Below are 26,382 nucleotides of genomic sequence, written 5' to 3'. Positions count from 1 at the left end.
CGAGCAGTCTAAAGCCCGCGGCCCGTTGTTGGGCACCCGACGGGTACTGCCAACTGTCGACCCGACATCATGGCGGGATGAAGTTAGCATTCGGCCTGCCGCACACGCTGGAGTTGCCGGCGATGACGGCCGACTGGGAGTTCGCCGTGACGGGACCGCAGCAAGCGGCGATGCTCAAGCGCGCAGACGAGCTGGGCTACGACATGGTCACGGTGCCTGAGCATTTCGTCGTCCCGCATTCGCATCTGGAGCTGTCCGGCCCGTTTTATCTGCATTCGACGGTCGCGCAGGCGTTCATCGCGGGGGCGACACAGCGAATCCGCGTCAATTCGAGCGTGACGATCCTGCCGTTGCACCATCCGGTGGTGCTGGCCAAAGCGCTGGCGACCGCGGACTGGATGAGCGGCGGGCGCATCACCGCGACGTTCGGGGTGGGATGGGACGCAGAGGAATTCGATGCGCTAGGCGTGCCGTTCCGTCAGCGGGGCCGAATCGCCGACGAGTATCTTCAGGCGATGGTCGAACTGTGGACAAGCGAGTCGCCCAGTTTTGCCGGCAAGTATGTGTCTTTCGACGACATCGCGTTCGCGCCGAAGCCGGTGCAGCGCCCGCATCTGCCGATCTGGATCGCCGGTGACGCGGACGCGGCGCTGAAGCGGGCGGCGCGGTTCGCATCGGGGTGGTGGCCGTTTCTGTCGAAGGTCGAAGACGTTCCGGCCAAGATCGACTTCATCAAATCGCAGCCCACGTACGACGGCAGGCCGTTCGAAGTCATGTATCCGCTGGGAATGGGCAGAGTCGGGGAGGGCCACGTCGCTGCGGACGATCCGAATTATCGCCCTGGGATGGGCAAACAAGAGATCATCGACCAGCTTTGCCGATTCGCCGAACTCGGCGTGACGTTCAGCTCGGTCCCTCCGCCGCGGCTGAACGGACCGGAGGAATATCTGGACTACGCGCAGTGGGTGATCGAGGAAATCAAACCGCACGTTGGGGATTGAGCATCGTCAATGCAATTGGTCGGTGATCTTCACCCAGTTGGTCTTGCCATCGTTGTGGTGATCGGTCATGTTCCGGCATTCGCCGTAGAGCTGGATGCGGTTCCAGCCGGGGTTCGGCCCCGCGGACATGACCGCCATGACGCCGTTCTTGTTGATCACGCGTCCGTTCGGGCGCAATCCGGGCGGGGGTCCGTCGGTCCACCCGTGTGCGACCATCGTTGCGGCGATTTGATTGAAGAACGTGTCCGGGTCGACCTCGGCGGGATACCCCTTGCGGTCATCCGTCGGCAGTTTGAAGCTCATCTCGACGACCCCACGGTAGGGCGGCTCCCCCTGGTCGTTGCACGATTGAAACACGAAGCCCCCGTACACGTCTGGGAGGCTCACCTGCTGCGCGATTTGCTTGGCTGCGTCGACAACCTGAGCTTGGGTTTGGTCATCGGATAGCGGGTTGGCCGGATGGTCAATGTCGTGCCGGTCAGGAAACATCAGCGAACACCCTCCCGTGGCGATCGACAGGACGAGGACTAGCGCAGTGAAGATCACGGAACGCCATGGCATTTGGCGGCGATCAGCGGGGGGCGTACGTGGGGTAGGCATGGTTGTCGTTGATCGTATCGCGTGGGCGATCGTGTTCAGGGTCGATATATGCAGGTATACCGGGTATTCGGAACGGCCCGATGTGTGGTTGTCGCCGGCCGTCCGCGAGTAGCCCGTCGGTCGCCAGGTGGTTGGACTGGCCGCTGGCGATGTCGGTCATGCTGCGCAGCGCCTCGCTGCCCATGTCGTAGTAGTGCGAATGGTCGTGCCGGTCCATGTCCGTGGAGCCCGCCACTTCGGCGTGGAAGCGGATCGATCCGTATCCGTCGCCGGCCGGATCGCGGCCCAGCCCGGCGTCGTACGGAACGGGGAGTCCGTGGTCCCTGAGCTTGCCTTTGAGCCATTCTTCGGGCAGGCCGCTGCCCTGGCCGATCCAGCTGACCGGGTCGGTGGAGGCCGAGCCGACGTAGACATGCCCGCCATCGAGGTGGAAGTCTGCGGCGCTATGCGCCAGATCCGTTCCCGGACAACCAATCAGCACGGCGTCGTTGGCGTGCATGTTGCTGTGCGCAAACGCGTCGGCGACGGTGGTCGACCCGTAGGAGTGCCCGATGACCGTGATGTGCTCGGGCGTGAGGCTGTTGTGGGTTACCCACAGGCCGTTGACGTCGGCGGCGAGCAGATCGCCACCGGCCCGCGCCAGCCCGGGTTCGCTGACCCGGACATCGGAGAAGCCGTGCGGCGCTTCATAACCCATCCACGCGATCACGGACGTGTAGTGGTGTTCCGGGTCGGCAGCCAGGGACTGGTCGTAGAGGTTGGTCGCGTCTTGGTGCCCCGACATCCAGCCCTGCTGCACACTGCTGCCGGTGCCCGGGACGATGATCGCGGTGTTGCGCGCGTAGTCGGGATTGCCGATCGCGATCGCCGCTCTGCCCCAGCCGTTGAATGCCAACGGGTCGTAGGCCCAGAGCATGACGGGTCGTTGGTTGGGGCCTTCCGGCCCTCTGTCGTAGTTCAATCCGTCACGCGTCTTTACGGCGTTGCCATAGCGCGTGACCTCGGTGCCCGAAAGGCCATATAGTCCCGGGTTGGCGAGGACGTCCGCGACGGACACCCCGCGCTGTTTGGCGATGTTCTCGACGAGGTTGATGTCGTCATTCATCACCGCTTGGTTGACGGCGTCGCGGGCGATGGCGTTGATTCCGTTGAGGTTTCCCAGCTGCGGTGGGTGCTCAGCAATCAGCTGGTCCCGTTGTTGCTGGCTCAGCGAATCCCACCACTTCTTCACATCTTCGGGCTTCGTATTGGGTGGCGGAATCTGAGGTGCTACACCCAAGCCCTGGATGGCCGGCGGCTCGTATCCGTCGCCGCGCACCGTGGCCAGTGATTTCTGCAGACAGTCCGAGTAACCGTTGCGCAGCGAGACGAGTTGGCCCAGCGTTGATTTGGTGTCGTCGATCGCTTCTTGTTCAAGATGAGTGATCAGCGTGTCGAGCGCGGACTTATCGGCCGCGCTGAGGTGGATGTCTTTCTCCGCTTCGACCGCCTGGCCGATCTCGTTGTCGAGCTGTTGTAGTTGGCCCTCCAGGTTTGAGATCTGCACCGCGCCGGTTCGCTGCGCTTCGGCTAGGGCGGCGGCGATGTTTTCCAGCTCGACGCCGATTTTCGGCAGCTGTACGGACTGGGCGCCCAGCGCTTTGGACACGCGCTGCACTTCGGCGGAGTCGTTGATTGGATTCTCGCCGTTGTCCCGATTCCAGGACGCCTCGAAGCGGCGGCGGGCTTCATCGAAGGCGGCGCTGGACTCGGTGGTGGAGCGGCCCGCGGCGTGAAACGCCTCCGCCAGGTCGGAGATTTGAGCCGGGCGGCCGGCCTGCAGGCTGTGGTTGATCGCCCAGGGATCACCACCGGCTTCGGCGACGAGCGCCGCGACGCTTATGTAACGCAGCTGCATCGCACCGCGCGCAGTTTCGCGACGCTGCGCTCATCCATGCCGGCGAAATCCGTGGCAGCACAGTTTGCCTCGCGGCCCAGCGACTCGTTGGATCCCGAGTGCAGCATCTGCCTGCCGACGACCACCGCTTCCCCTTCTCGAGCTCGAGACAACGCTACTACCGCCGCCGTGGCCGTCAATTCACCTTGGCAGCTACGCCGACGCCGACGCCCGCCTCGCCGTGCGGCAAGGCGGGCGCCTTTGAGGTGGCTTTTTACAGCGGGATCCAGACCCCGAAGAACCAGAATCCCCACTGGTTGAAGCCGGGGTCCCAGACGGGAGTCTCCTGGTAGCCCCAGTAGTTGATCGGGCCGTAGCCCCACTGTCCGCCGGGCGGTGGGAGGGGGCGGTCCCACGCGGGCCGCGGCGGCTCACCCCATCCCCACGGTGCGGGTCCGTCACCCCAAGGGGCTGCATGGAAGTAGCCACGGTGCGGGTCGCCGCGCCACGGGCCGGGTCCGCCCGGCCCACCGGGCCCGCCGGGGCCACCGGGGCCGTTCGGGTGGTAGTCCCCGGGGCCGCCCGGGCCGCCAGGTCCGCCCGGGCCGCCCGGACCGTGGGCGCCGGGACCATTCTGGCCGTGGTCGCCGGGGCCGCCCGGGTTCCCGGGCCCACCGGGATTGCCCGGCCCGCCAGGACCGCCGGGCCCACCGGGTCCGGGCGGATCATGGGGAGCGCCTGGAGCCAGCGGCGGCGAGGCCGGAGCCGCATACGCCGTGCCCGCGCCGACACCCAACACCGCTGCACCGAGAGCGCCGGCGATGGTTGCCCCCGCGATCAGTTGCTTCAAATTCATGGTCCGTCACCCGTCTCTAGTTGCTTGATTCCCCCTACGCCCACCGACGCTAGGAAGCCCGGCTATGCGTGCGCTGTGATCCGGACGTGCAGACTCTTTGCGCGGCGACGCCGGCGCCGTCCAATTTTCGGAGCGCACGGGACGGCGTTTCGCCTGGTTGTCGGCGGTTATGTCGGCGCGGCGCTCGAGCTCGTCGCATGAGCGAATGTGTGAGGCCCCCCACCCTTCACAGATTCAGATCTCGGTAGATTTTGGTCTTATGTCGAATCGCATGAACGCCGGTGTAGAGCAGTTGGAGTTTCAGGCTGAGGCACGACAACTGCTCGACTTGATGGTCCACTCGGTCTACTCCAACAAAGACTCGTTTCTGCGGGAGTTGATCTCGAACGCATCCGACGCACTCGACAAGCTGCGCCTCGAAGCGTTCCGCAACAAAGACCTCGACGTCGACACCTCCGATCTGCACATCGACATCGAGGTCGACAAGGGCGCCCGCACGTTGACCGTCCGCGACAACGGCATCGGCATGACACGCGCCGAGGTCGTGGACCTGATCGGGACGCTGGCCAAGTCCGGTACCGCCGAGCTGCGCCAGCAGCTGCGCGAGGCCAAGAACGCGGCCGCTTCCGAGGAATTGATCGGGCAGTTCGGTATCGGCTTCTACTCGTCGTTCATGGTGGCCGACAAGGTCGAGCTGCTCACCCGCAAGGCCGGCGAGAGCGAGGCCACCCGGTGGGCGTCGAGCGGCGAGGGCACCTACACCATCGAATCCGTCGAGGATGCCCCGCAGGGAACGTCGGTCACGCTGCACCTCAAGCCCGAAGACAAAGAGGACGAGCTACACGACTACACCGCGGACTGGATGATCAGGAGCCTGGTCAAGAAGTACTCCGACTTCATCGCCTGGCCGATCCGGATGGAAGTCGAGCGGCGGACCCCGCCCAGCGAGGAGGGCGGCGAGGAGGTCGTCACCCTCGAAACCGAGACCCTCAACTCGATGAAGGCGCTGTGGGCCAGGCCCAAGGACGAAGTGTCCGACGAGGAGTACAAGGAGTTCTACAAGCACATCGCGCACGCGTGGGACGACCCGCTCGAGGTCATCGCGATGCGAGCCGAGGGCACCTTCGAATACCAGGCCCTGCTGTTCATCCCGACCCACGCCCCGTTCGACCTCTTCAACCGCGACGCCAGCGTCGGGATACAGCTTTACGTCAAGCGCGTGTTCATCATGGGCGACTGCGACCAGCTCATGCCCGCGTATCTGCGGTTCATCAAGGGCGTCGTCGACGCACAGGACATGTCGCTCAACGTTTCTCGCGAAATCCTGCAGCAGGATCGGCAAATCAACGCGATCCGTCGCCGCCTGACCAAGAAGGTTCTCTCCACGATCAAGGATCTGCAGTCCGAGCGCCCGGAGGACTACCGCACGTTTTGGACTCAGTTCGGCAGGGTCCTCAAAGAGGGCCTGCTGTCGGACTTCGACAATCAGGACACGCTGCTGCGCGTCTCCTCGTTCGCGTCGACGCACAGCGAGGAAGAAGCCACCACCCTGGCCGAGTACGTCGAGCGCATGAAGGAGGGGCAGGAGCAGATCTTCTATGCGACCGGTGAGTCACGTCAGCAGATCTTGAAGTCGCCGCACCTCGAGGCGTTCAAGGCCAAGGGCTACGAGGTGTTGCTGCTCACCGACCCGGTCGACGAGATCTGGGTGGGGACGGTGACCGAGTTCGACGGGAAACCGCTGCAGTCGGTGGCCAAGGGTGAGGTGGACCTGGCCGCCGAAGAGGAGCAAAGCGAGGCCGAGCGCGAGGAGCAGGAGAAAGAGTTCGCCGATCTGCTGGCCTGGCTGAAGGAAACCCTGAGTGAGCACGTGAAGGAAGTCCGGCTGTCAACCCGGCTGACCGAGTCGCCGGCCTGCCTGATCACCGATGCCTTCGGCATTACGCCGGCCCTCGCGCGGATGTACCGCGCCTCCGGGCAGGCGGTTCCGGTCGGGAAGCGGATTCTCGAACTCAACCCGAGCCACCCGCTGATCACCGGTTTGCGGCAGGCGCAGCAACAGGCGGACGATGATGCCGCGCGCGCCGAGGTAGCCGAAACTGCCGAACTGCTTTATGGCACGGCGCTTCTCGCCGAAGGCGGTGCCCTCGAGGATCCGGCGAGGTTCGCCGAGCTGCTCGCGGGCCGGCTGGCGCGCACGGTCTAGCTTGGTCGAGATTCCCTTCCCGGCACTTGTCGGCGGGCATTACTTGCGATTGAATGCCGATAAGAAGGGATAACCACACCGTATGGCCAGGTTTCGAGTTGTCGGCCCGCACGGCGAAATCATCGCGACCAGGGATTTCGCCAGCGCCGAGGCTGCGCACGCCTGGTTTACGAACTCCATTGCCCGCACCTCCGAGCTCGGTTGGCGCATGGAGGTCGACGACGAGGGGGAGTGGGCCTCCTTCGATGACACCGGGGGCTTTACCGCCCCGGCCAGCCGTCCGCCGCGCTCGCGCCGATAGAGGTCCGACTTCGTCGGGAGTGCTTCACGGCCCGACGACGAAGCACCGGCCGGTAGTCGTGTTGAGCAGTACCTCTTGAACCGAGGACTTGTCGATGGCCGGAAATTCGAAGCGGTGCACCTGTTGTCCGGCCCCGATGTCAGCGTCCTGCGACTCCTTGGTGCCGTCCTTTTTGCGGACGACCGCCGTGACTTTGTCGGGCTTGGACATGTTCTGAGGCTCGTGAAAGTACCAGACCTCGATGCCCGCGCCGGAGTCGTTGGCGCGCCAGCCGTCGGAGTAGTAACACGCCGGGTTGCCCTCGGCGTCCGGCGGCGGCGGGGCGCAGATCGACAATCCGACGCACTGCGGCGAGGTACTGGGTACGCCCGGCGAAATGGCTACGCTGCCAGGCGTGCTCGGCGAAACCGACGTGCTCGCGGGCTTCGTCGTGCTCGGGCCGGACGCGGCCGGCGGCGCCGGCTGGTGCGACCCGCACGCGACCACGCCGGCACAAGCCACCAGGCTCGTCGCTGTCAATCGGAAGTTGCTGATGATTAGCCAGTAAACACTATCCGCGGCTGACCTGGATTGCCTTGACCACCAGCAGCAGCGCTCCCAGGACCAGGTAGGCGCGCAAGGCGATCATGCCGAGCCGGGTGCCCGGTGACCAGGTGACCGGCTCCAAGAGGGTCAGCGGTGGCATCCGCCAATGGGTGCGGTCCACGCCGCGCGCCGGGAGCTTGGCGGCCGGTGGCGTGGGTTGCCGACGGGCCATCCAGCGCAGCGCCGGTGCGGCCGCGGCGGCGAGCAGCACCAACATCAGGGCCAGGTAGCCGGCGATGGCGACGACGTCGATGCCGGGAAACAGGGTAGTGGCCATCAGAATCCCCGACAGCAGCAACAGGGTGCCGACGATCGACCCCGCGACCCAGTTGAGCCAGGGCCGATTCACCCAGGGCCCCAACACTTCCCGGTCGTTGCACAACAGCAGGAGAAACACGCTGGCACTCGGCAACAGCAGACCGGCGAGGGCTTGCACCGCGGTGGTGATCAGCCCGAGCGGCGCGCCGGGGATCAGCACGATGGCCGCGGCCAGCACCACCATCGCGGTGTAGGACAGGTAGAACTGTTTGGCGTCGGCGAAACCGCGGTGCAGCGAATGCTTGAGGCCGAACACGTCGCCGAAGGCGTAACTGGTCGCCAGGGTGACCGCGGCCGCCCCGATGATCGACGCGTCCATCAGCACGATCGCAAAGAACGAGCCGAGCGTCGCGCTGTGCTGGCCGAGCAGGTGGGCGATGTCGCCGGCGTCGGTGAAACGGCCGACGGTGTTGGTGGAGCGTGCTGCCCAGTCGCCGGTCATGAGCAGTGCCGCGGCGCCGACGATCACGACGAAGGCCCCCAACACGGTGTCGGCACGCTCGTAGCCCATGAATCGGGGCGTGATGCGTTTGTCGACGACGTTGGACTGCTGGAAGAAGAGCTGCCACGGCGCCACGGTGGTGCCGACGATGGCGATGATCAGCAGCACCGCATCCGAGCTCACGCCGCCCGAGATGCTTGGCACCACAAACGACTTCGCCGCATGGGTCCACTGCGGATGCGACATGAGCAGCATCGGGATCTGCAGCAGGGTGACGGCGATGAAGACGAACATCGCTCGCTCCCAACGCCGGAAGCTGCCGCTCGCCATGATCGCAACCAATGCGACCGCCGAGATCGGCACCACAACGTATTTCGAGACGCCGATGTAGTCGGCGGCCAGGGTGATGCCGATGAACTCGGTGACGATCGTCAAGAAGTTGAGCAGGAACAGGTCGCCGACGGAGAACCAGCCCCACCCGCGGCCGAAACGTTCGTTGATCAACCGGGCGTGCCCGACGCCGGTGACCGCGCCCAGCCGGACCACCATCTCCTGGTTGACGATCAGCACCGGGATGAGCAGCAACAGCACCCACAGCAGGGAGTAGCCGTAGTTCTGGCCGGCTTGGGCATAGGTGGCCACCCCGCCGGCGTCGTTGTCGCCGACCATCACGATGATCCCCGGGCCGACGATTGCCAGCAGGGTCAGCAGCCTGCTCTTCAGGGTGCGGGCATGGTCGGTCTCGCCGACGCTGATGCGCCCGAACGCGCCCTCGATATCACCCAGGTGCTTGCTGTCGAGCACCGCGGTACGCCGCACCTCAGGCGGTTCAACGCCGGGACCCGACGCTCCCGCGACGGCGTTGTCGTCGCCGGAGCTCACGTAGTTTCCCCTCTCGGCACCGACGCGTTGTCCTCATCGCTGGTGATATCGCGGATCGGTCGTGGCGCGGGCTCGCGGCGTCGCCAGTCCTCTGGGATGGTGGCCTCCAGCACGTCGTCGACCGTGACCACCCCGAGCATGCGGTCCTGCTCATCGACGACCGGGATGGAGTAGAGGTTGAAGTCGGCCATCAGCAGCGCGATGTCCGTCAGGTCGGCTTCGGATGCGACCCGGATCGGGTCGGAATCCATCAGTGCCCCAACGCTTTCGGCGGCTTCGGCCTGCAGCAGTGCGATCACCGAAACCACACCGGCGAGGCGTTTGTCCTCGTCCAGGACATGCATTTTGACGAGCGCTTCGGGCTGGATGGCGCGGGCGTCGGCGATCAATGCGAGCGCGGTGCCGGCGGTTGCGGTAGCGGCGCAGGAGACGAAGTCGACGTTCATCAGCCCGCCGGCGCTGTCGGGGTTGAACCCCATCAGGGTGATCACCTTGGTGCGCTGCGGGGCCGGCATCAGGTCCAGTACGCGCCGGCGCCGCGATTGTCGAAGGTCTGCGATCGCGTCGGCGGCATCGTCGGCGCGCATCCGGCCCAGTAGCGCCGCGACCTCGTCGTCGGGCATGCGATCGAGTAGTTGGCTCGCCTTATCGGGGTCGAGCTCCTCGAAGACGTCGGCTTCCAGTTCCGGGTCGCTGCGGACCCGATCGAGGATCTCGCCGCCCTCGGCCTTGTCGGCGTCCTCGAGCAGATCGGCGATCTCGGCGGGTTTGAATCCACCGAACCGGCCCGACATGCGGCGGACCGCATCGGAGCGCGCGTGCCCGATCAGCGGTTCGAATGCCTTCCAATCGCGGGCCGCATGGCCGCCGGAGCGCTTGATCAGCCCGAACAATAACGGCGGACGCCGAGTGTCCAGCCGTGCGAGCACCCACCCGGCGCCGGTGTCTTCCAGCTCGACGTCGTAGGCGCGCACCAGCTCCACAGCGGCCACATCGATCAGCCGGTGCCCAAGCACGTCGGCGCGCAGCAGCACCTCGCCGTCGCGGCGCTCAAACCCGCGGAGGTCAATCTTGTTCTTGGCCAAGATAACTCGATCGGTAGCGTACTCGTGAATTGATTTGCTTCCGATGAACACTCGCCGGCCGCCGACCCCGGCGACGATCCCGGTCAGCAACGGGTACTCCTCGGCGCCGCGCAGTCGCACGATTACGTCTTCGACCCGGCCGACGGTCTCGCCGGAGCGGGCCAGCACCGGTGCGCGCAGCAGTTGCGAGAGATGGATGACCGGCAGCCCCCCGGCCGGCGTCTCTGATGTGCTCACTTGTCCTCCTCGACGCTGTGCGATGCCCCCGCGAGCGGGCCCGCACTGTGATGGCGCAAGTATCGTCGCTTGACCGGCTCGGCCGCCAGAGTGTACGCCCTGGTCGCGACGGCTTTCCACAGCCAACAGGTAAACGGTGTGAGGCCATTTGGGCGGCGTCCGGCGCCGCTGACACACTGTGGTGTGCCCGCGATTGATTTCACGTCGGTATCACCGATCGTCCCCGTCCGAGACCTTGACCGCGCGCTTGATCGTTACCGCCGGCTCGGATTTGATGCCCGCCCCTACGAAGGACCCGAGCGGTACGGTTTTGCCGATCGTGGATCGGTGTCGATTCACCTCACCGAGTGGGCCGAGCACGATCCCCTCCGCACGGCCGCGAGTGTGTACTGCTACGTCAGCGACGCTGACGCCGTCTACGCGGAATGGAAGGCGCTCGAGCACCTCGAAGGCCGCTTGATCGCTCCCCACGACACACCCTACGGCTTACGGGAATTCGTCTACGTCGATCCCGACGGCACCGCACATCGTGTCGGCTCGCCACGCGACTAGAAGGCAATACTGTAATATTCACGGTTCGTGGCTTTACGGGAGAGGGCAGGCATGCGGTGACCGAGACGAGAATCGTGCCCGACGACGTCGGCGCGGCGGCGGCGACACCGTACTTCGTGCGTGACGGAAGCCATTACGTACCAACCCAAATCGCGCGCGGAGGGTGGGGCCCGTCGCTCAGCGGCCACGTCGCCGGTGGCCTCTTGGGCTGGGCCGTCGAACAGGCCGTCGACGACCCCGAACTGCAACCTGCGCGGCTGACCGTCGACCTTCCCGCACCAACCGCGCTGGAACCGATCGAGGTGCGGACCCGGGTGCGACACGAACGACGGCGGCTGCGGCTCGTCGAGGCGGTCCTGATCCAGCACGACGCCCCGGTGGCGCGCGGGAGTGCGCTGTTTCTAAAGCGCGGCCCGCAACCCGACGGAGACGTGTGGTCACAGCCGGTGCAAATGCCGCGGCTGCCGATCGAGGAGGACGGCACCCACCCGTCGCTGTTCATGCGGACATATGGCTGGGGCGCCGGAGTCCAGAATCCCGATCCTGACTGGGTGAACGCGTCCGGGCAGAAATACACGTGGTTGCAGGAAACGCGCCCGTTGATCGACGGCGAGCCGTTCACGGCGTTTACGCGAGCGGCGATGGCCGCCGACGTCACGGCCGCAATCGCCAATTGGGGCACCCAGGCTCTGCAGTTCATCAACGTCGACTACACCCTGACCCTGAGCCGGCTGCCGGAAGGGCCGCACATCGGGCTGGCCGCGCTCACTCACTACAGCAACGAGGGGGTGGCCACCGGGTCGGCCGTCCTCGTCGACCACCAGGGTCCGGTTGGCAGCGCCGTGTCCGTCTCGCTCGCACACTCGGGATTCCGCCCACCGTCCGCCGATCAACTGAATAGATGACGTTCTGGGAGTTGATCGCCGGCGCGGCACAGCGCGACCCGAACCGCCGCCTGCTCGCCGATGAGCATGGCCGAAGCCTTACCGCGCGCGAGCTTTGTGATGCCGCGTGCGCGACGGCCGCGGCGTTCGCCGAACGGGGGATCGGCGCGGGAACGGTCGTGTCCTGGCAGCTGCCCACCACACTCGAAACCATGGTGGTCATGGCGGCACTCACCCGACTTGGCGCGGTGCAAAACCCGATAATTCCGATACTGCGGGAACGCGAAGTCGACTTCATTACCGGACAGCTGGCAACGGAATTCTTTGTAGCGCCTGAGTTTTGGCGCGGATTCGACCACGGCGGGCTTGCCCGGGCTTTGTCGGCGGACAAGGGCTTCGAGGTCATCACCCTCGACCTGGAGACACTGCCGGCCGTCGGCCAGCTGCGGCTGCCCCGCGGCACCGTCGATACCCTCACGGCGCCAACGGGATCCACCGGCGACGCCCGCTGGATCTACTACTCGTCGGGGACCACCGCGGCCCCCAAGGGGATCCGTCACACCGACGCGTCGGTGATCGCCGGCTCGACGGGCGTGGTGGGCATGGTGGGTGCGACGGGCCGCGACGTGGATCCGATTGCCTTCCCGATCGCGCACATTGGCGGCGCCGCGATGCTGGCCGCCGCGCTGCTGACTGGAATGCGGCTGGCGTTGTTCGAGGCGTTCGATCCGGCGACGACGCCGTTTTCCATTGCGGCGCATAACCCTACGTTCCTCGGCACGGCGACACCGTTTTTCGTGGCTTTCCTCGAGGCCCAACGCGCTCATGGCGATCGGCCCCTGTTCCCCGCCCTGCGGGGCTGCCTGGCCGGAGGCGCACCCATCACGCCCGAACTGGGACGTCAGGTTCGCGAAACCTTCGGAGTCGGCGGGATCGCCAATGCCTGGGGGCTCACCGAGTTTCCCTGCGCCACCTCACCGTCTTTCACCGCCCCGCCGGAGGTCCTCGACCACACCGTGGGCCCGCCGGTATCGGGGGTCAGCGTCCGCGTGGTCGACAGCCGAGAAGTCGAACTGCCCGCCGGGCGTGAAGGCGAGTTGCGGCTCAAGGGCCCGCAATGCTTCCTGGGCTACGCGGACGCGACGCTCGACGCCGACGCATTCGACGGGGAGGGCTGGTTGCGCACCGGCGATCTCGGGCTGATCGATGCCGACGGCAACGTTCGCGTCACCGGCCGTATCAAGGATGCGATTATCCGCAACGCGGAGAATGTTTCCGCGGCCGAGATCGAAAACGTGCTTGTCACCCATCCGGCGGTCGCCGACGTCGCCGTCATCGGAGTGCCCGACCGTAGCGCCGGCGAGCGGGTCTGCGCGGTGGTGGTACCAACGTCAGCCGACGGCGTGTCGCTGGAATCCCTTGTTCGGCACTGCCATTCGCACGGCCTCAGCCGCTACAAGCATCCCGAGCGTCTCGTGGTCGTCGATGCGCTGCCGCGAAACCAATTCGGAAAAGTGATCAAGAAAGAACTGCGCGAGACCTTGGGCTGAACGCGCTAGCCGGCCGATGCGGCGGCCTGCCCATGGGCCAGCGCCACCGTCGCGGCGATCATCACCGCGACCGACGCGCCTAGTGCCACCAGGCCGGCATCGTTGGTGCTCATGGTTTCGCCGAGCACCGTGACCCCTAGTACCGATCCGACGATCGGCTCGGCGACGGTCACGGCGGGCAGCGACGCGGTCAGCGGGCCGGCCCGAAACGCTGACTGCTCCCACGCCGTCGCGGCGATCGCCAGCACCGCCCAAATGTATAGCTCGGGCATGCGCAGCAAGGGCATGATTCCGTGGCCAAGCTGGTCGACGACGCCCTTGGTCAACACCGAAAACAGGCCCCAGAGCGAACCCGACATCAGGCCCAACAACAGTGCGCTGGTCCACCCCGAGAAAATCCGGGCACCGATCACGCACAGGATCAGCGCCGGTCCCATGACGAGGGCCACGACACTCCACGTCTTGAATGATCCTCGCGGATTCCCGGCCTGCGGATCGCCGACGACAACCACCACCGTCACCGCGACCGCGAGCAGTACGGCCCAGATCACTTGCCGGCGAGTGACTTTGCGGTGGCTTGTCTTCGTACTGATGACCAACGCGAACAGCAGCGAGGTGACCAGTAACGCCTGCACGAGTACCACCGAACCGAGTGCGAGTGCCGCGGCCTGTAGCCCGAACCCGGCCGCGGCCACGAGGCTGCCGGCCCACCACTGCCGATCGCGGAGCAGCCGGCGAAACAGGGCCCACGTGCCGACGGGCTTGTCGGTTACTTGCTGGGCGGATCGCTGCTCGATCACATCGCCGATGGCCATCGTCAACGCCGCCGCGACCGCGAGCAGGGCCGCGATGTCCGCCTTTGCCACCAAACCTCCCGGGCGTTCGGGTGTGTTTACGCCGCAATAATCTCAACTGCCACACCAGTTTCCGCGCCAGGCGGTGGACGGTTTGCCCGCCTCTTAGCGACAACTCGGGCGACCAGGCGGGACGCCGCCAACTACCGGTTGTCGCTCGGAGGCGGGCACAACGGACACCGCCGCGGCCAGCGACGCATGTGGCGCATGTGACACGCTAGCTGTTGCGCCGGATTTTCAGCACCGTGGTGATCATCGGAACCTGCAGCGGCAGCCGGGCGAGGGCGGCGAGTCGCATCGGCCAGGGCTTGCCCCACCACAAGCGGACCATGTTGACGTTGGCCGGGAACACTGCGACGAACAGCAGGGCGGCCGCGAGCGCCGCGGATCGCCGGGTGCGGCGCGGCAACAGCAGCGCACCGATCGATACCTCGGCAGCTCCCGACACGTAGGTGTACAGCCGCGGGTCTCCAGGCAGCTCCGCGGGAACGATCCCGTCGAACGGTTCAGGTGCCAGGAAGTGCAGGGTCCCGATGCCCATCAGCATCGCCGCGACGCGGTATGCCGCGGTCTGGGTCGTGTCGGGTTTTATGAGGGAGGTGGCGGTCATTGCGCGAGCGTAGCGCGACGTGTGACCCGACCGTGGCGTTACGCTTAAGGCGTTTAGTGTAAACTTGGCGGACCGCCCAACCAACAGTTCGAGGTAAACAATGGCCACACCAGTCATCGTCGGAGCAGTCAGGACCGCGATCGGGCGCTCCTTCAAGGGAACGCTCGTCAACACACCGCCCGAGGTTCTGGTCACCACGGTGCTCCCCGAGGTGGTGCGTCGCTCCGGCGTCGACCCATCGGCCGTCGACGACATCATCTTCGCCGAATCGCATTACGGCGGAGGGGATCTGGCGCGTTACGCGGCGGCCGCAACCGGCATGGAGGACATCCCCGGCCAGGCGGTGAACCGGCACTGCGCGGGCAGCCTCACCGCCATCGGCAACGCCGCGGCCCAGATCGGCTCCGGGATGGAGCGCGTGCTCGTCGCGGGCGGGGTGCAGTCGCTGTCGATGACACCGCTGATGAACCAGCGGATTCCCGGTCCCGAGCTGAAGTTCGAGGAGCGCTGGCTGCCACCGACCCATGTCGAGACGCCCGATGCGCCCACCAAGGACATGTCGATCACGGTGGGCTGGAACACCGCGCAGACGGTGGGCATCACCCGCGAGGAGATGGACGCCTGGGCTGCCCGGTCGCACCAGCGCGCCATCGCGGCCATCGATGCGGGCAAGTTCGTCGACGAGATCATCCCGCTGAAGATCACGCAGCTGGACGGTTCGGTAACCGACTTTTCGGTCGACGAGCATCCGCGCCGCGACACCACCGTCGAGAAGCTCGCCGCGCTCAAGGTGCTGCACCCGGAGATCGAAGGGTTCTCGATCACGGCGGGCAACAGCAGCGGCACCAACGACGCCGCCGCCGCGGTCGCTCTCGTCGACCGCGACTACGCGGAAGCCGAAAAGCTCAACGTGATGGGCACGGTCAAGGCGTGGGCCGCGGTGGGCGTGCCGCCCAAGGACTGCGGTCTGGGTGCGGTCAAGGTGATCGGGAAGGTGTTGCAGCGCGCCGGCCTATCGGTGGGCGACGTAGCGCTGTGGGAGATCAACGAGGCGTTCGCCTCGGTGCCGATCGCGGCGTGCCGCGAGTACGGCATCGACGACGAAAAGGTCAATTTCTCCGGAAGCGGCTGCAGCCTGGGCCATCCCATCGCGGCATCGGGCGCGCGCATGGTCACCACGTTGACCTACGAGCTGGCCCGCCGCGGCGGTGGCATCGGCGTCGCCGCCATGTGCGCCGGCGGCGGCCAGGGCGGGGCGGTCGTCATCGAGGTCTAGCGGCGATCGCAAGAGCGGCCGCGGCTAGTTGCAGAACGTGTAGCCGATGAATTGGGTGTCGCGACCGTTGCCGACGGCGTAGTTCACGTAGTGCACCGCCGGCATTCCGTTGTACTGGGTGGTCATTTTCTGCGCAGTCGGCGGCGGGACATCCTTAGGGAACGCCAGGATCAGGTCGGCGAAAATCCTGAGCCCGACCTGACAGATGGCATCCGGACGCGGCGGCTGCGGATTCCACGCGTGCACGACGACCGGATCGGTGAGTTGATAGCCGGCCGCGCAGTTCGGGTCGCACATTTTGAAAACGGCGGTGCCGGTCCCGTCGGCGCCCTGTGGTCCCCACGAGCTCCACGACATGTCTTGCAGCGCAACGGCTACGCTCGCGCAGCCCAGGACATTGAGCTTCTTTGGACGCTCGGCAGGTTGAACCGCTGGGTTGTAGCAGGCCGGGATGGCGAAGCTGGTCGGCGGCGCGGGTTGGGTGGTCGGCGGCGCCGCGCCGTTCTGGTGCTGGGTCAGCTTGATCCCGACGAAGCCGAGCCCACCGATCAGCAGAACGGCGAGGACGACACCGATCACGGTCTTGCGCCCCCGCGGAATCCGCCGCGGCCGGCTCGATGAAGAGACGTTGCCGCTCACGTTCACCAGGTTATGGCAGAAATGCCACCCCCGGGGTGGCGGGCGCCGCATGAATCGCGGCGCGGTAAGTTGGGTCAATCCGACCAACATATCGAGGATGGCGATGATCTCCGGAGTGACCGATGAATGACCACGGGCTGGCCGCGCGGCTGGCCACCGAGGCGGGCCGGCTGCTGCTCGGAGTGCGCGTCGAATTCGCCGACGCCGATGCCGGCGAGCGGAAAGCCGCTGGGGACAAGCGATCCCACGACTTTCTTATGAAAGCGCTCGCTACCGAGCGCCCCGACGACGCGGTGCTCTCCGAGGAGGGTGCCGACGATCCGGTGCGGCTGCGCTCGCAGCGGGTGTGGATCGTCGATCCGCTCGACGGCACGCGGGAATTCTCCGAACTCGGGCGCGACGACTGGGCGGTGCACGTCGCGCTCTGGGAGGCCGGCGAGCTTGTCGCCGGCGCGGTTGCGCTGCCGGCGCAAGGCATCACGTTGGCCACACCCGACGTTGCCGCGCCTCCCGCCGCACCGGACAAGCCGCGCATCGTGGTATCACGCACCCGGCCGCCCGCGATTGCGTTGGCCGTTCGCGACGCCCTGGGCGGCGTCTTGGTGGAAATGGGATCGGCCGGAGCCAAGGTGGCCTCGATCGTGCAAGGTCTGTCCGACGTCTACGTCCACGCCGGCGGTCAGTTCGAATGGGATTCGGCCGCCCCGGTGGCGGTCGCCCGGGCCGCGGGTTTGCACACCTCGCGCATCGACGGCTCGGCGCTGGCCTACAACCAGCCGGACCCGAAGCTGCCGGACCTGTTGGTGTGCCGTCCCGAACTCGCCGCGGCCGTCCTCGCTGTCACCGGCTGAGGGCGCCGAGCGTCGACTAGTTGTGGCAATTTCGTCGAGATCACGACAACAACTCGACGCTGGGCGCGGTGGGCTCGATCATTTAGCGCGAGGTGATTACCCGAGGAGCAACGATGCTACGAATCGACACCCACCACCACGCCGTCCCCACCGACTACCGAAACCTGCTGCGCAAGGCCGGAATTGACGAGGCCGGTGGCCGCGCCGTCCCGGAGTGGAGCCCTGAGGGGTCGCTGCAGACCATGTCCGAACTCGGCATCGGCACGGCGATCCTGTCGGTGTCCGCGCCGGCCACCACGTTCCTGCCGAACCCGGCCGACGCCGCCGCGTTGGCTCGGGACCTCAACGACCACCTGGCCACGGTCGTCGGAGCCCAACCCGACCGGTTCGGCTTCTTCGCCACCCTCCCGATGCCGCACGTCGGGGAATCCGTCGCCGAGGCCGTGAGATCCCTCGACGAGCTGCACGCCGACGGCGTCATCCTGCTGGCCAACGCGGCGGGCACCTACCTGGGCCAGGACGGACAGGACGAGCTGTTCGCCGCGCTGGATGCTCGGTCGGCGGTGGTGTTCATCCATCCCGCCGAACTGCCCGGCCCCGCCGTCGAGGGCGTCCTGCCATTCGCGGCCGACTTCCTGCTCGACACCACGCGGGCGGCGTATCTGCTTGTGCGCAACGAGATTCGGCGCAGGTATCCCAACATCAAGTTCATCCTCAGCCATGCCGGCGGATTCGTGCCCTACGCCTCGCACCGAATGGCGATCGGCATCATGAGCGACACGGGACGCAGCCTGACGGACACCCTGGACGACTTCGCAAGCTTCTACTTCGACACCGCGTTGTCCTCGACCGCCGCCGCGCTGCCGAGCCTGCTCGCCTTCGCCAAGCCCGGGCACATCACCTTCGGCTCTGACTTTCCCTTCGCGCCCGTCGCGGCGGCCAAGCTGTTCGCCGCCGGCCTGGAGACCTACCCCGGGCTCGACGTGGCCGCCTGCGCGGCGATCGAGCGCACCAATGCGTTGGCGTTGTTCCCGCGCCTCGGGACGGTGCCGCCGCCACAAGCCGGCTCAACACTTGATCAGGCGCGTCACGCGCTCAGCAGGGCGGTTATGCGCGGCGTCGTGCGCCTGATCAACACCCGCTAACCAGTTACCGCATCGCCTGTTGCCAGGCGACGATGCGGTCGGCCAGTTCAGGGCCGCTGTCTTCTTGGATGAAATGGCTGGCATTGATGCGGGCATGCGGCTGGCCGGCCGCCCCGGGGATGTGCTTGATCAGGGCACGGTCGGCGGCGCCGAGGATCGGGTCGCGATACCCAAAGATGGTCAGGCAGGGTTTATCCCATTGGCCCAGGGCTTTCCATGCGGCGCGGTTGGCCGGAATCGCGGGATCGTCGGGGGAGGTCGGCACCAACTGCGGGAATGCGCGGGCTCCGGCCTGATAGCTCTTGTCGGGGAAGGGCGCGTCGTAGCCCGCCCGCACCTTCGTCGGCACCCTGCGGACGGTGCCGACGGACACCAGGCGGCCGGCGGGCAGCACGGGGGAGTAGCGCGCGAAGGCCCGCCACGCATAGAAAGCGGGCGGGGTACGTTGCTGGGCCGTCGGGAGAAAACCGTTGGCGATTACCAGCCGCGATATCCGATCACTCTGCTCGGCGGCGATGCGCAAACCGATGAGCGATCCCCAGTCTTGGACGAACAGCGTGACGTCCTTGAGGTTGAGCCGCTCGATCCACGACGTCACCCACTCCACGTGCCGCAGATAGGTGTAATCCTCGATCCTGCTGGGCTTGTCGGAGCGGCCGAAGCCGATCAGGTCGGGCGCGAGCACCCGGTTTCCGGCATCGGCCAGCGGCGGAATCATCGTCCGGTACAGGTAGCTCCACGTGGGCTCGCCATGCAGCAGTACGATCGGCGGGCCATCCGCCGGACCCTCGTCGAGAAAGTGCATTCGCAGCGGCTGAGTATCGCTTGCTGCCACGTTGAGATAGTTCGCTACGAACGGATAGCCCTCCAGGTTTTCGAATCGGGAGTCCGGGGTTCGCAGCACATCCACATTCAGCTCCTCCGGTGAGCGGGCACCTCTGCAAGCCTCTCTCTCCGAACGCCTCTTCGTCCAGTACGAGATTTCATTGAGGCTGTCAGTGGGGGCCACTACACTCCCAAATTCATGGCCATCCGGCACGCGGTTCTGCTGATCGCCGACATCAGCGGATACACCGACTACATGAATTGGAACCGGACGCACCTGGCGCACGCGCAGCAGACGGTAGCCGGGCTGCTGGAGGCGGTTATCGATGCTGGTAAAGGGCTAAAGCTGGCGAAACTGGAGGGCGACGCCGCGTTCTTCTGGGAGCCCGACGGCAACGCCAAAGTGCTGGTGTGTGACCGGTTGTCGCGGATGCGCCGGTCGTTCCTCGCGAAGCGGGAGCGCTTCAAAGCCGACATCGCCTGCGAGTGTGCGAGCTGCGTACAGCTGGACAAGCTGTCGCTCAAATTCGTCGTTCACCAGGGAGAGGTGGCCGAGCAGCGGGTCAAACGCCACACCGAGCTCGCCGGCGTCGATGTCATCCTCGTCCACCGAATGCTGAAAAACTCGGTGCCCGTGGCCGAATACGTGCTGATGACCGACCCCGTGGCGGAGTGCCTCGACGAATCGACCCGCGGCCTGTGCAAGCCGCTGATCCACGACTTCGCCGGTATCGGGAACACGTCGACGCACTACATCGACCTCGCCACGTCCGAGGTGGTGCCGTCCGTGCCGGAGCGCGGCTTCTTCGGCCGGCTGGGAAAGACGACAAAGTTCGAATTGAGTACGCTTCCGTTCCTACTGCGACTCAAGAAGCCCGCCGAGGGCTTCCGGAACCTGGGCCGCGGCGCCGAGGAAATCCCCGCCTAACTGAAAATCGCTGTTTCAGAAGAACTTCGGCGCTCATCGCTGCGCAAGGGCGCGGCCCATCCGCGATACGGCCTCGGTGAGAATCGCTTGCGAGGTAGCGAAGTTCAGCCGCACGTGTCCGGCTCCGCCGGTACCGAAGACGTGGCCGGAACTGAGCGCGACGCGGGCGTGATCGAGGAACCAGCGGGCGGGCCCGGATAGATCGGCTACCACAGCGAGTCCCTCGGTTTCCTCTTCGTCGAACCCGAGCGCGCGGCAATCGAGCCAAGCGAGGTAAGTGCCTTGCGGCCGTAGACATTTCACTTCAGGCAGGTGCTCGGCGACCAGATCGCCCAGCAAGGCCCGGTTCGCATCCAGGCCCGCCAACAGCGCGTCGAGCCACTCGCCACCGGTCCTGAACGCTTCGGCGTGCGCGATGATGCCGAGGTGGCTGGGCCCATGCCCGACCTCCTCCGGCATGCGGCGCAGGTCCGCGGCCGACTCCGGACCGGCAATGGCTAGGGCCGCCTTCAGCCCGGATAAGTTCCACGCCTTCGAAGCCGACGTCAGGGCGAACCCATTCTCGGCACCGGGAACGGTCAGATACGGGACGAAGCGTGCACCGGGGAGGATGACCGGTGCGTGAATCTCGTCGGACACCACCCGGACTCCGAACCTCCGGGCCAGTTCGGCAACCCGGCGCAGTTCGTCGAACGTGTGCACCGCCCCCGTCGGGTTGTGCGGATTGCACAACAGGTATGCGGCCTTCCCGCCCGAAGCGCACGCACGCGCGAACGCTTCTTCCAAGGCGGCCAAATCAATTCGGCCACCGGCGTCCAGAGGAGATTCGATCACGCGGCGGCCGTCGTGCGAGACGAAAGCGTAGAACGGCGCGTACACCGGTGAGTTGACGACGACGGCGTCGCCGCGGTCGGTGACCAGGCGCAGCGTCTCGACGACGCCGAGCATGACGTCCGGAACGGTTGCGGTGCGGCCGACCGCCAGGTCGTGCCATTGCCAACGCCGCGAAGCGAATTCGGCGACCGACTCGGCGAACGCGTGGCCGGCGGGATAGCCGGTATCGCCAATGTCGATGGCTGCGCGGAGGGCGTCGGCGATAGTCGGCGCGAGCTGGACGTCCATCTCCGCGACCCACAGCGGCAGCACGTCGGCCGGGTGCGCGCGCCACTTCATGCTGGTCCGGAGCCGCAGTTGCTCCAGCGTGAGTTCCTCGAGCGGGTTAACCGTCACTCGGGCAGATTAAGTGGCAAACGCGTGCTTTGGAATCGTCAGCGGCAAGTCCACCGAACTCAGCAGGCCGGGTCCGGCGGCAACGACATACGGCACCGCGTTGACGACTCGCATTGCGGTGGCGACCATCGCGCCCGCCCCTGAGGTCATGCTGCCGACGCCGGCCTTGTGCGGATCCTTGAGTGTCGCCGCCATGCTGCAGTCGATGTCGGGGTCGCCGGTGATCATGACGCGGTAGGACAGATCGCCGATCCCGGTCGGCCAGTCGGGGGCGACGTCGTGCGCGAGCCGAGTGATGTGCTCGATGACGATGGCTTCGCGGCCGTCGACCACCCCGATCGCCTTCATTCGCAGGGCGCCGCATGTCCCGGCCTCGACGGTGCCCATCGCTACCTCAAGTGTCCGGTTCGTGACTGCGCGATCGAAACTCTCTCGGATTTCCTGGATTTCGACTCCAAGCGCCTCGGCGATCAACCGGAGTTGCCCCTGCCATTCGCCGGCGATGGCACCGGGATAGCCGATCCAGGGCTGGTAGTCGAGCGGACGTCCGAAGCCCAGAGCGTCGCTCATGATGTCGGGAACCCCGTAGTCGTCGTACAGGCCGATCTCAAACGAGTGGATTTTCTCGATGGACGACGACTGGGTGGACAGCACTAAGGGCAGATAGTCGGCGGCGAAGCCGGGCTCGATCCCGGACGCATACAACGACACCTGGCCCTGCTTGGCCGCGGCGAGCAGTTGGTCGCGCCACTCGGTGGGCTGGTAGGCCTGCGGATTGACCAACCGGGTCGTGCTGGTCGTGACAACGTTGATTCCGGCTTCGAGCAGCCGAACATAGTCCGGGATGGCCAGCGCGTCGCGCTCGGGGCCGCTGGCCGCGTAGATGACGCAATCGGGTTTGAGGGCGATCAGCGCGTCGGCATCGCTGGTGGCGGCGAGGCCGATCGGCTCGCCGTTGGCGAGTTCGCCGGCGTCCCTGCCGACCTTCTCCGCGGAGTGCACCCACACGCCGACCAGATCCAGATCGGGGCGTCGGTGGATGGTGCGGATCGCGATCGACCCGATGCCGCCCGTCGCCCAGACCACTACCCGCTGAGTCGTCATCCTGTTCCTCCTGTTAAGAGAGTAGGCACTATCCTAATGAACAAATCTTAGGTTATGGTGCTGTTGATGCTCACGCTGAGGTTCGACCTGCGTGCTGGGTCGGCGGCCGACTATGTGCGCGGCGGACGCCTTCTCCCGCCGCATCCGCTGTGCGGCGGCGTGCCGGCCGATGTGGCGTGGCAATACCTCGAGCGCGCCGCGGCCGCTCATAGTAGGGAGGTGAGCCCTATGCGTACCGTCGTGTGGTCGACGGGGGGAGTCGGGTCGATCGCCATCGATGCGATCCGCCGCCGGCCAGACCTGGAACTCGTTGGAGTATGGGTGCATTCGCCCGACAAAGTCGGCAAGGACGCCGGGGAATTGGCCGGCATCGAGCCGCTGGGTATCGCGGCTACCAACGATGCCGACGCGCTGATCGCCCTGGCGCCCGACGCGGTGGTGTATGCCGCGAGCGGTCCCGAGCGCGACGGCGCCGCCGTGCCCGACTACTTGCGGCTGCTGGAGGCGGGGATCAACGTCGTGTCGACGTCGTCGACGAGTCTGGTGTATCCGCCCTCGTATGTCGCGCCGGATTGGCGCGACCAACTCGAGGCGGCGGCCAGGTCCGGCGGCGCATCGTTCTACGTCTCGGGCATCTTTCCGGGTTTCGCTTCAGATCAGCTGGCGTTGGTCATGACTACGCAGTCGAAGCGAATCCGCAGTATTACGGCGAGCGAGATCGCCCTCAACGACCATTACCCGGTGGCCGACGTGATGATGGACGGGATGGGCTTCGGCCGTGCCCTCGATTTCGAGCCCATGCTCTCCACGCCAGGGTTCATCGAAATGGCCTGGAAGGCACCGATATACCTGGTCGCGACCGGGCTCGGAGTCGAGGTCGAGCGCATCAACAGTTCCCTCGACAGGGAGCTGACCGATCGCGACATCGACGTCGCGTTCGGCACCGTCAAGGCGGGCACCTGCGGCGCGGTGCGGACCCGGGCGGCGGGCGTCGTCAACGGCAGCGAGGCCATCGTGATCGAACACATCATCCGAATGGCCCGCGATGTCGCGCCCAACTGGCCGACATCGGAGTGCGACGCGACCTATCGGGTCGACATCGAAGGTGATCCGGACATTCACTGCGTGATGACGCTGGGCGCGGCCGAGGGACACGGTGCGGGGCGAGCCGCCATGGCGGCCACAGCCATGCGGGTGGTCAACGCGATCCCGTACGTGGTCGATGCCCCGCCCGGGCTGCTCAGCTCGCTGGATATCCCGACGACCCTGCCGCGGGACGTCTTTGATTGAACGTTGACGCAGCTCGAAGCAGGCACGTAGCGTACGTGGACAAATATTAGGTTAGCTAGGAGTTGGGTGTGTTCACACTGCGTTTCGATATGCGCGCCCCTTCGTGGGGAGCGCCGCCAGCAGCGCTGTACGCCGCTGTGCCCGAGATGTGCGCATGGGCCGAGGAGCACGGTGGCCTCGCCGCCGTGCTGTGTGAGCACCACGGGTCCGAGGACGGGTACCTGCCGTCGCCAATGATTCTGGCGCCGGCCATTGCGGCGCGCACCCAACGTTTGGCGATGAACCTGATCCTGATTCTGCCGTTCTACGACCCGGTGCGGCTGGCCGAGGACATGGCGGTCCTCGACATCATCAGCGAGGGGCGGGCGTCCTACACCCTGGCGCTCGGGTACCGGCCCGAGGAGTTCGAGCACTTCGGCCTGGAAATCACCAAGCGCGGCAGGCTCGCCGACGCAAAGCTCGGGCTGTTGCGCCGGTTGCTCGCCGGAGAAACCGTTAACGAGGATGGGCGTCGCATCACGGTGACGCCCACGCCGCTGACCGTGGGCGGCCCGTCGATGATGTGGGGCGGTGGAACATTGGCGGCAGCCCGCCGCGCCGGCAGGTACGGCCTGGGCATGCTGGGCAACGCCAACGAACCCGGCATGCAGGAGGCCTACGAGGAGGCATGCCGCCAGCACGGTCATACGCCCGGCCCGACGATGTTTCCCAGCCGTGGCACCCCCTCAGTCGTTTTCGTCGCCGACGACGTGGACCAGGCGTGGGAAGAGCTCGGCGAGCATCTGCTCCACGACGTGCGGATGTATGCCGCGTGGAATCCCGGGGACGAGACGACGGCCGGTTTCTCGCACGTGGCCACGGTGGACGAGCTGCGCGACGTGGGGAAGTCGCACGTGATCATCTCTGTGCCGGAAGCGATTTCGCGGGTGCGCTCCGGTCAGATGCTCAACTTGTCGCCGCTGTGCGGCGGCTTGCCGCCCGAAGTGGCGTGGCCCTACCTCAAGCGGGTGGGCGAGGTCGTGCTGCCCGAGGCGCTGACCGAGAGAAAGACAGGATGATGACCGGAGCGAGCGCGACCGAGGTTTATTACGACCCGTTCGATTTCGACATCGACGACGACCCGTATCCCATCTGGAAGCGGCTGCGCGACGAAGCCCCGCTGTATCACAACGACAAGTACAACTTCTACGCGTTGAGCCGGTACGAGGATGTCTCTCGCGAGCTGATGAACTTCGACACCTTCAGGTCCGGACGCGGCACCACCATGGACATCATCATGAGTGGTGTCGAGGTTCCGCCGGGAATCATCCTCTTCGAGGACCCACCGATTCACGATCTCCATCGTCGTTTGCTGTCAAGGGTTTTCACGCCGCGGCGGATGGAGGCGATCGAGCCGCTGACCCGTGCGTTCTGCGTTCGTGCGCTCGACCCGTTGGTGGGAACGGGAAAGTTCGATTTCGTCGAGAACCTGGGTTCGATGATCCCGATGCGCACGATCGGCTACTTGCTGGGCATCCCCGAAGACAGCCAGGAGTCGATCCGCGACCGCGGCGGCCGGCAACTCACCCTCAAAGAGGGCACGTTCAGGCCCGCCACGAAGGAGTTTTTCGAGCAGAGCTATCAGATGTTCGCCGACTACATCGACTGGCGAGTGGACCACCCCTCCGATGACCTGATGACCCAGTTGCTCAACGCCGAAGTCGAGGAGGACGGATCGACCCGGCGGCTGACGCGGGTCGAGGTGCTGCAGTACACCAGCATGATCGCCGGCGCGGGCAACGAGACCACCACGCGCCTGATCGGCTTCGCCGGCCAGCTGCTGGCCGAACACCCCGACCAGCGGCGGCAGATCGTCGAAAACCCGGCGTTGATCCCGATGGCCATCGAGGAGGTCTTGCGCTATGAGGCGCCCTCGCCGGTGCAGGCGCGGTACGTCGCCCGCGATGTCGAGTCTCATTGCACGAGGATTCCCGAGGGCTCGATTATGTTGTTGCTCAACGGATCCGCCAACCGCGACGAGCGCAGGTATCCCGAGGGCGAGAAGTTCGACATCCATCGCGGCGACACCCATCTCAGTTTCGGCCACGGGCTGCACTTCTGCCTTGGATCGGCGTTGGCGCGCATGCAGGCGCGGGTCGCGTTGGAGGAGGTCATCAAGCGCTGGCCGGACTGGGAAGTCGACTACGCCAATGCCACCAAGGCACACACGTCGAGCGTGCGCGGCTGGTCGAAGCTGCCGGTCTTCACCGGCTAGG

The 26,382-nt window shown here is 66.1% G+C and carries 27 protein-coding genes; 14 read left to right on the top strand and 13 right to left on the bottom strand.

Features of this window, described 5'->3' with window-relative positions:
- Positions 1-77: 77 nt before the first annotated feature.
- Positions 78-1,001 carry a TIGR03619 family F420-dependent LLM class oxidoreductase gene (locus tag A5747_RS04150; RefSeq protein WP_076122379.1) on the top strand — a complete coding sequence of 308 codons (924 nt, stop codon included), beginning with the start codon at positions 78-80 and terminating at the stop codon, positions 999-1,001.
- A 6-nt stretch (positions 1,002-1,007) separates the two neighbouring features.
- Here A5747_RS04150 and A5747_RS04145 read toward each other — a convergent pair whose 3' ends face one another.
- The 4 genes from A5747_RS04145 to A5747_RS04130 all read right to left on the bottom strand — a co-directional run bounded on the left by A5747_RS04145 (position 1,008) and on the right by A5747_RS04130 (position 4,333).
- Positions 1,008-1,490, bottom strand: a complete 483-nt coding sequence (locus A5747_RS04145) for a hypothetical protein (protein WP_076122443.1) — start codon at positions 1,488-1,490, stop codon at positions 1,008-1,010.
- Positions 1,491-1,572: 82 nt separating this feature from the next.
- The gene (locus tag A5747_RS04140) at positions 1,573-3,498 is read right to left on the bottom strand and encodes an alpha/beta hydrolase (RefSeq protein WP_076122378.1); all 1,926 of its coding nucleotides are present in this window, start codon (positions 3,496-3,498) and stop codon (positions 1,573-1,575) included.
- Positions 3,480-3,605 (bottom strand): DUF2563 family protein, encoded by a 126-nt coding sequence (locus A5747_RS25730; RefSeq protein WP_369804994.1) that lies wholly within the window; start codon positions 3,603-3,605, stop codon positions 3,480-3,482. The genes A5747_RS04140 and A5747_RS25730 overlap by 19 nt, the downstream gene beginning before the upstream one ends.
- 146 nt (positions 3,606-3,751) lie before the next feature.
- Complete coding sequence (locus tag A5747_RS04130) at positions 3,752-4,333, bottom strand: chitin-binding protein (protein ID WP_076122377.1); 582 nt, start codon at positions 4,331-4,333, stop codon at positions 3,752-3,754.
- A gap of 271 nt (positions 4,334-4,604) precedes the next feature.
- On the opposite strand from A5747_RS04130, the gene htpG reads away from it, so the two are divergent.
- Both htpG and A5747_RS04120 read left to right on the top strand, forming a co-directional pair.
- Positions 4,605-6,539: a molecular chaperone HtpG gene (gene htpG / locus A5747_RS04125; protein ID WP_076122441.1), complete on the top strand. Its 1,935-nt coding sequence runs from the start codon at positions 4,605-4,607 to the stop codon at positions 6,537-6,539.
- Between the two features lie 82 nt (positions 6,540-6,621).
- The gene (locus A5747_RS04120) at positions 6,622-6,840 is read left to right on the top strand and encodes a hypothetical protein (RefSeq protein WP_076122376.1); all 219 of its coding nucleotides are present in this window, start codon (positions 6,622-6,624) and stop codon (positions 6,838-6,840) included.
- A 24-nt stretch (positions 6,841-6,864) separates the two neighbouring features.
- Here A5747_RS04120 and A5747_RS25355 read toward each other — a convergent pair whose 3' ends face one another.
- Complete coding sequence (locus tag A5747_RS25355; protein WP_233147944.1) at positions 6,865-7,176, bottom strand: hypothetical protein; 312 nt, start codon at positions 7,174-7,176, stop codon at positions 6,865-6,867.
- A gap of 40 nt (positions 7,177-7,216) precedes the next feature.
- On the opposite strand from A5747_RS25355, the gene A5747_RS25350 reads away from it, so the two are divergent.
- Positions 7,217-7,387, top strand: coding sequence for a hypothetical protein (locus tag A5747_RS25350; protein WP_233147943.1), 171 nt, complete (start codon positions 7,217-7,219; stop codon positions 7,385-7,387).
- A 3-nt stretch (positions 7,388-7,390) separates the two neighbouring features.
- Here the strand turns inward: A5747_RS25350 and A5747_RS04110 are convergent, their stop codons facing one another.
- On the bottom strand, positions 7,391-8,989 hold the full coding sequence (locus A5747_RS04110) for an Nramp family divalent metal transporter (protein ID WP_142245448.1): 1,599 nt from the start codon (positions 8,987-8,989) through the stop codon (positions 7,391-7,393).
- A 74-nt stretch (positions 8,990-9,063) separates the two neighbouring features.
- Positions 9,064-10,389 (bottom strand): magnesium transporter MgtE N-terminal domain-containing protein, encoded by a 1,326-nt coding sequence (locus A5747_RS04105; RefSeq protein ID WP_076122373.1) that lies wholly within the window; start codon positions 10,387-10,389, stop codon positions 9,064-9,066.
- 192 nt (positions 10,390-10,581) lie between these two features.
- Here A5747_RS04105 and A5747_RS04100 point away from each other — a divergent pair, with 192 nt between their 5' ends.
- The 3 genes from A5747_RS04100 to A5747_RS04090 all read left to right on the top strand — a co-directional run bounded on the left by A5747_RS04100 (position 10,582) and on the right by A5747_RS04090 (position 13,375).
- Positions 10,582-10,941 carry a VOC family protein gene (locus A5747_RS04100; protein WP_076122440.1) on the top strand — a complete coding sequence of 120 codons (360 nt, stop codon included), beginning with the start codon at positions 10,582-10,584 and terminating at the stop codon, positions 10,939-10,941.
- Positions 10,942-11,057: 116 nt separating this feature from the next.
- The gene (locus A5747_RS04095; RefSeq protein WP_076122439.1) at positions 11,058-11,846 is read left to right on the top strand and encodes an acyl-CoA thioesterase domain-containing protein; all 789 of its coding nucleotides are present in this window, start codon (positions 11,058-11,060) and stop codon (positions 11,844-11,846) included.
- Positions 11,843-13,375 carry a class I adenylate-forming enzyme family protein gene (locus tag A5747_RS04090; protein ID WP_076122372.1) on the top strand — a complete coding sequence of 511 codons (1,533 nt, stop codon included), beginning with the start codon at positions 11,843-11,845 and terminating at the stop codon, positions 13,373-13,375. The genes A5747_RS04095 and A5747_RS04090 overlap by 4 nt, the downstream gene beginning before the upstream one ends.
- Positions 13,376-13,380: 5 nt before the next feature.
- On the opposite strand, the gene A5747_RS04085 is transcribed toward A5747_RS04090, so the two are convergent.
- Both A5747_RS04085 and A5747_RS04080 read right to left on the bottom strand, forming a co-directional pair.
- Entirely contained in the window at positions 13,381-14,241 is an 861-nt protein-coding gene (locus A5747_RS04085) for a DMT family transporter (protein ID WP_076122438.1), read from the bottom strand.
- Positions 14,242-14,446: 205 nt separating this feature from the next.
- Complete coding sequence (locus A5747_RS04080) at positions 14,447-14,839, bottom strand: hypothetical protein (RefSeq protein ID WP_076122371.1); 393 nt, start codon at positions 14,837-14,839, stop codon at positions 14,447-14,449.
- Between the two features lie 100 nt (positions 14,840-14,939).
- Here A5747_RS04080 and A5747_RS04075 point away from each other — a divergent pair, with 100 nt between their 5' ends.
- A complete protein-coding gene (locus A5747_RS04075) occupies positions 14,940-16,115 on the top strand; it encodes a thiolase family protein (RefSeq protein WP_076122370.1) in 1,176 nt (391 codons plus the stop codon).
- Between the two features lie 24 nt (positions 16,116-16,139).
- Here A5747_RS04075 and A5747_RS04070 read toward each other — a convergent pair whose 3' ends face one another.
- Positions 16,140-16,694 carry a hypothetical protein gene (locus A5747_RS04070; protein WP_076122437.1) on the bottom strand — a complete coding sequence of 185 codons (555 nt, stop codon included), beginning with the start codon at positions 16,692-16,694 and terminating at the stop codon, positions 16,140-16,142.
- Positions 16,695-16,876: 182 nt separating this feature from the next.
- Between A5747_RS04070 and A5747_RS04065 the strand changes: the two genes are divergently transcribed.
- Together A5747_RS04065 and A5747_RS04060 are read left to right on the top strand one after the other, a co-directional pair.
- Entirely contained in the window at positions 16,877-17,605 is a 729-nt protein-coding gene (locus A5747_RS04065; protein WP_076122369.1) for a 3'(2'),5'-bisphosphate nucleotidase CysQ, read from the top strand.
- Between the two features lie 113 nt (positions 17,606-17,718).
- Positions 17,719-18,750, top strand: coding sequence for an amidohydrolase family protein (locus tag A5747_RS04060; RefSeq protein ID WP_076122368.1), 1,032 nt, complete (start codon positions 17,719-17,721; stop codon positions 18,748-18,750).
- Positions 18,751-18,754: 4 nt separating this feature from the next.
- Here A5747_RS04060 and A5747_RS04055 read toward each other — a convergent pair whose 3' ends face one another.
- Positions 18,755-19,660, bottom strand: a complete 906-nt coding sequence (locus A5747_RS04055; RefSeq protein WP_076122367.1) for a haloalkane dehalogenase — start codon at positions 19,658-19,660, stop codon at positions 18,755-18,757.
- 114 nt (positions 19,661-19,774) lie between these two features.
- Between A5747_RS04055 and A5747_RS04050 the strand changes: the two genes are divergently transcribed.
- Positions 19,775-20,503, top strand: a complete 729-nt coding sequence (locus A5747_RS04050; RefSeq protein ID WP_076122366.1) for a DUF2652 domain-containing protein — start codon at positions 19,775-19,777, stop codon at positions 20,501-20,503.
- Positions 20,504-20,536: 33 nt separating this feature from the next.
- Here A5747_RS04050 and A5747_RS04045 read toward each other — a convergent pair whose 3' ends face one another.
- A complete protein-coding gene (locus tag A5747_RS04045; protein WP_076122365.1) occupies positions 20,537-21,733 on the bottom strand; it encodes a MalY/PatB family protein in 1,197 nt (398 codons plus the stop codon).
- 9 nt (positions 21,734-21,742) lie between these two features.
- A complete protein-coding gene (locus A5747_RS04040; protein WP_076122364.1) occupies positions 21,743-22,837 on the bottom strand; it encodes a dihydrodipicolinate reductase in 1,095 nt (364 codons plus the stop codon).
- 228 nt (positions 22,838-23,065) lie between these two features.
- Here A5747_RS04040 and A5747_RS04035 point away from each other — a divergent pair, with 228 nt between their 5' ends.
- The 3 genes from A5747_RS04035 (at position 23,066) to A5747_RS04025 (ending at position 26,381) form a co-directional block, all read left to right on the top strand.
- Complete coding sequence (locus tag A5747_RS04035; RefSeq protein ID WP_076122436.1) at positions 23,066-24,127, top strand: dihydrodipicolinate reductase; 1,062 nt, start codon at positions 23,066-23,068, stop codon at positions 24,125-24,127.
- A gap of 68 nt (positions 24,128-24,195) precedes the next feature.
- On the top strand, positions 24,196-25,185 hold the full coding sequence (locus A5747_RS04030) for an LLM class flavin-dependent oxidoreductase (protein WP_076122363.1): 990 nt from the start codon (positions 24,196-24,198) through the stop codon (positions 25,183-25,185).
- Positions 25,185-26,381, top strand: coding sequence for a cytochrome P450 (locus A5747_RS04025; protein ID WP_076122435.1), 1,197 nt, complete (start codon positions 25,185-25,187; stop codon positions 26,379-26,381). Before A5747_RS04030 ends, A5747_RS04025 begins: the two co-directional genes overlap by 1 nt.
- The last annotated feature ends 1 nt before the right edge of the window (position 26,382 follow it).

Source organism: Mycobacterium sp. IS-836 (genome assembly GCF_001954275.1).
GTDB lineage: Bacteria > Actinomycetota > Actinomycetes > Mycobacteriales > Mycobacteriaceae > Mycobacterium.
This window is presented reverse-complemented; position numbering and strand designations above follow the sequence as displayed.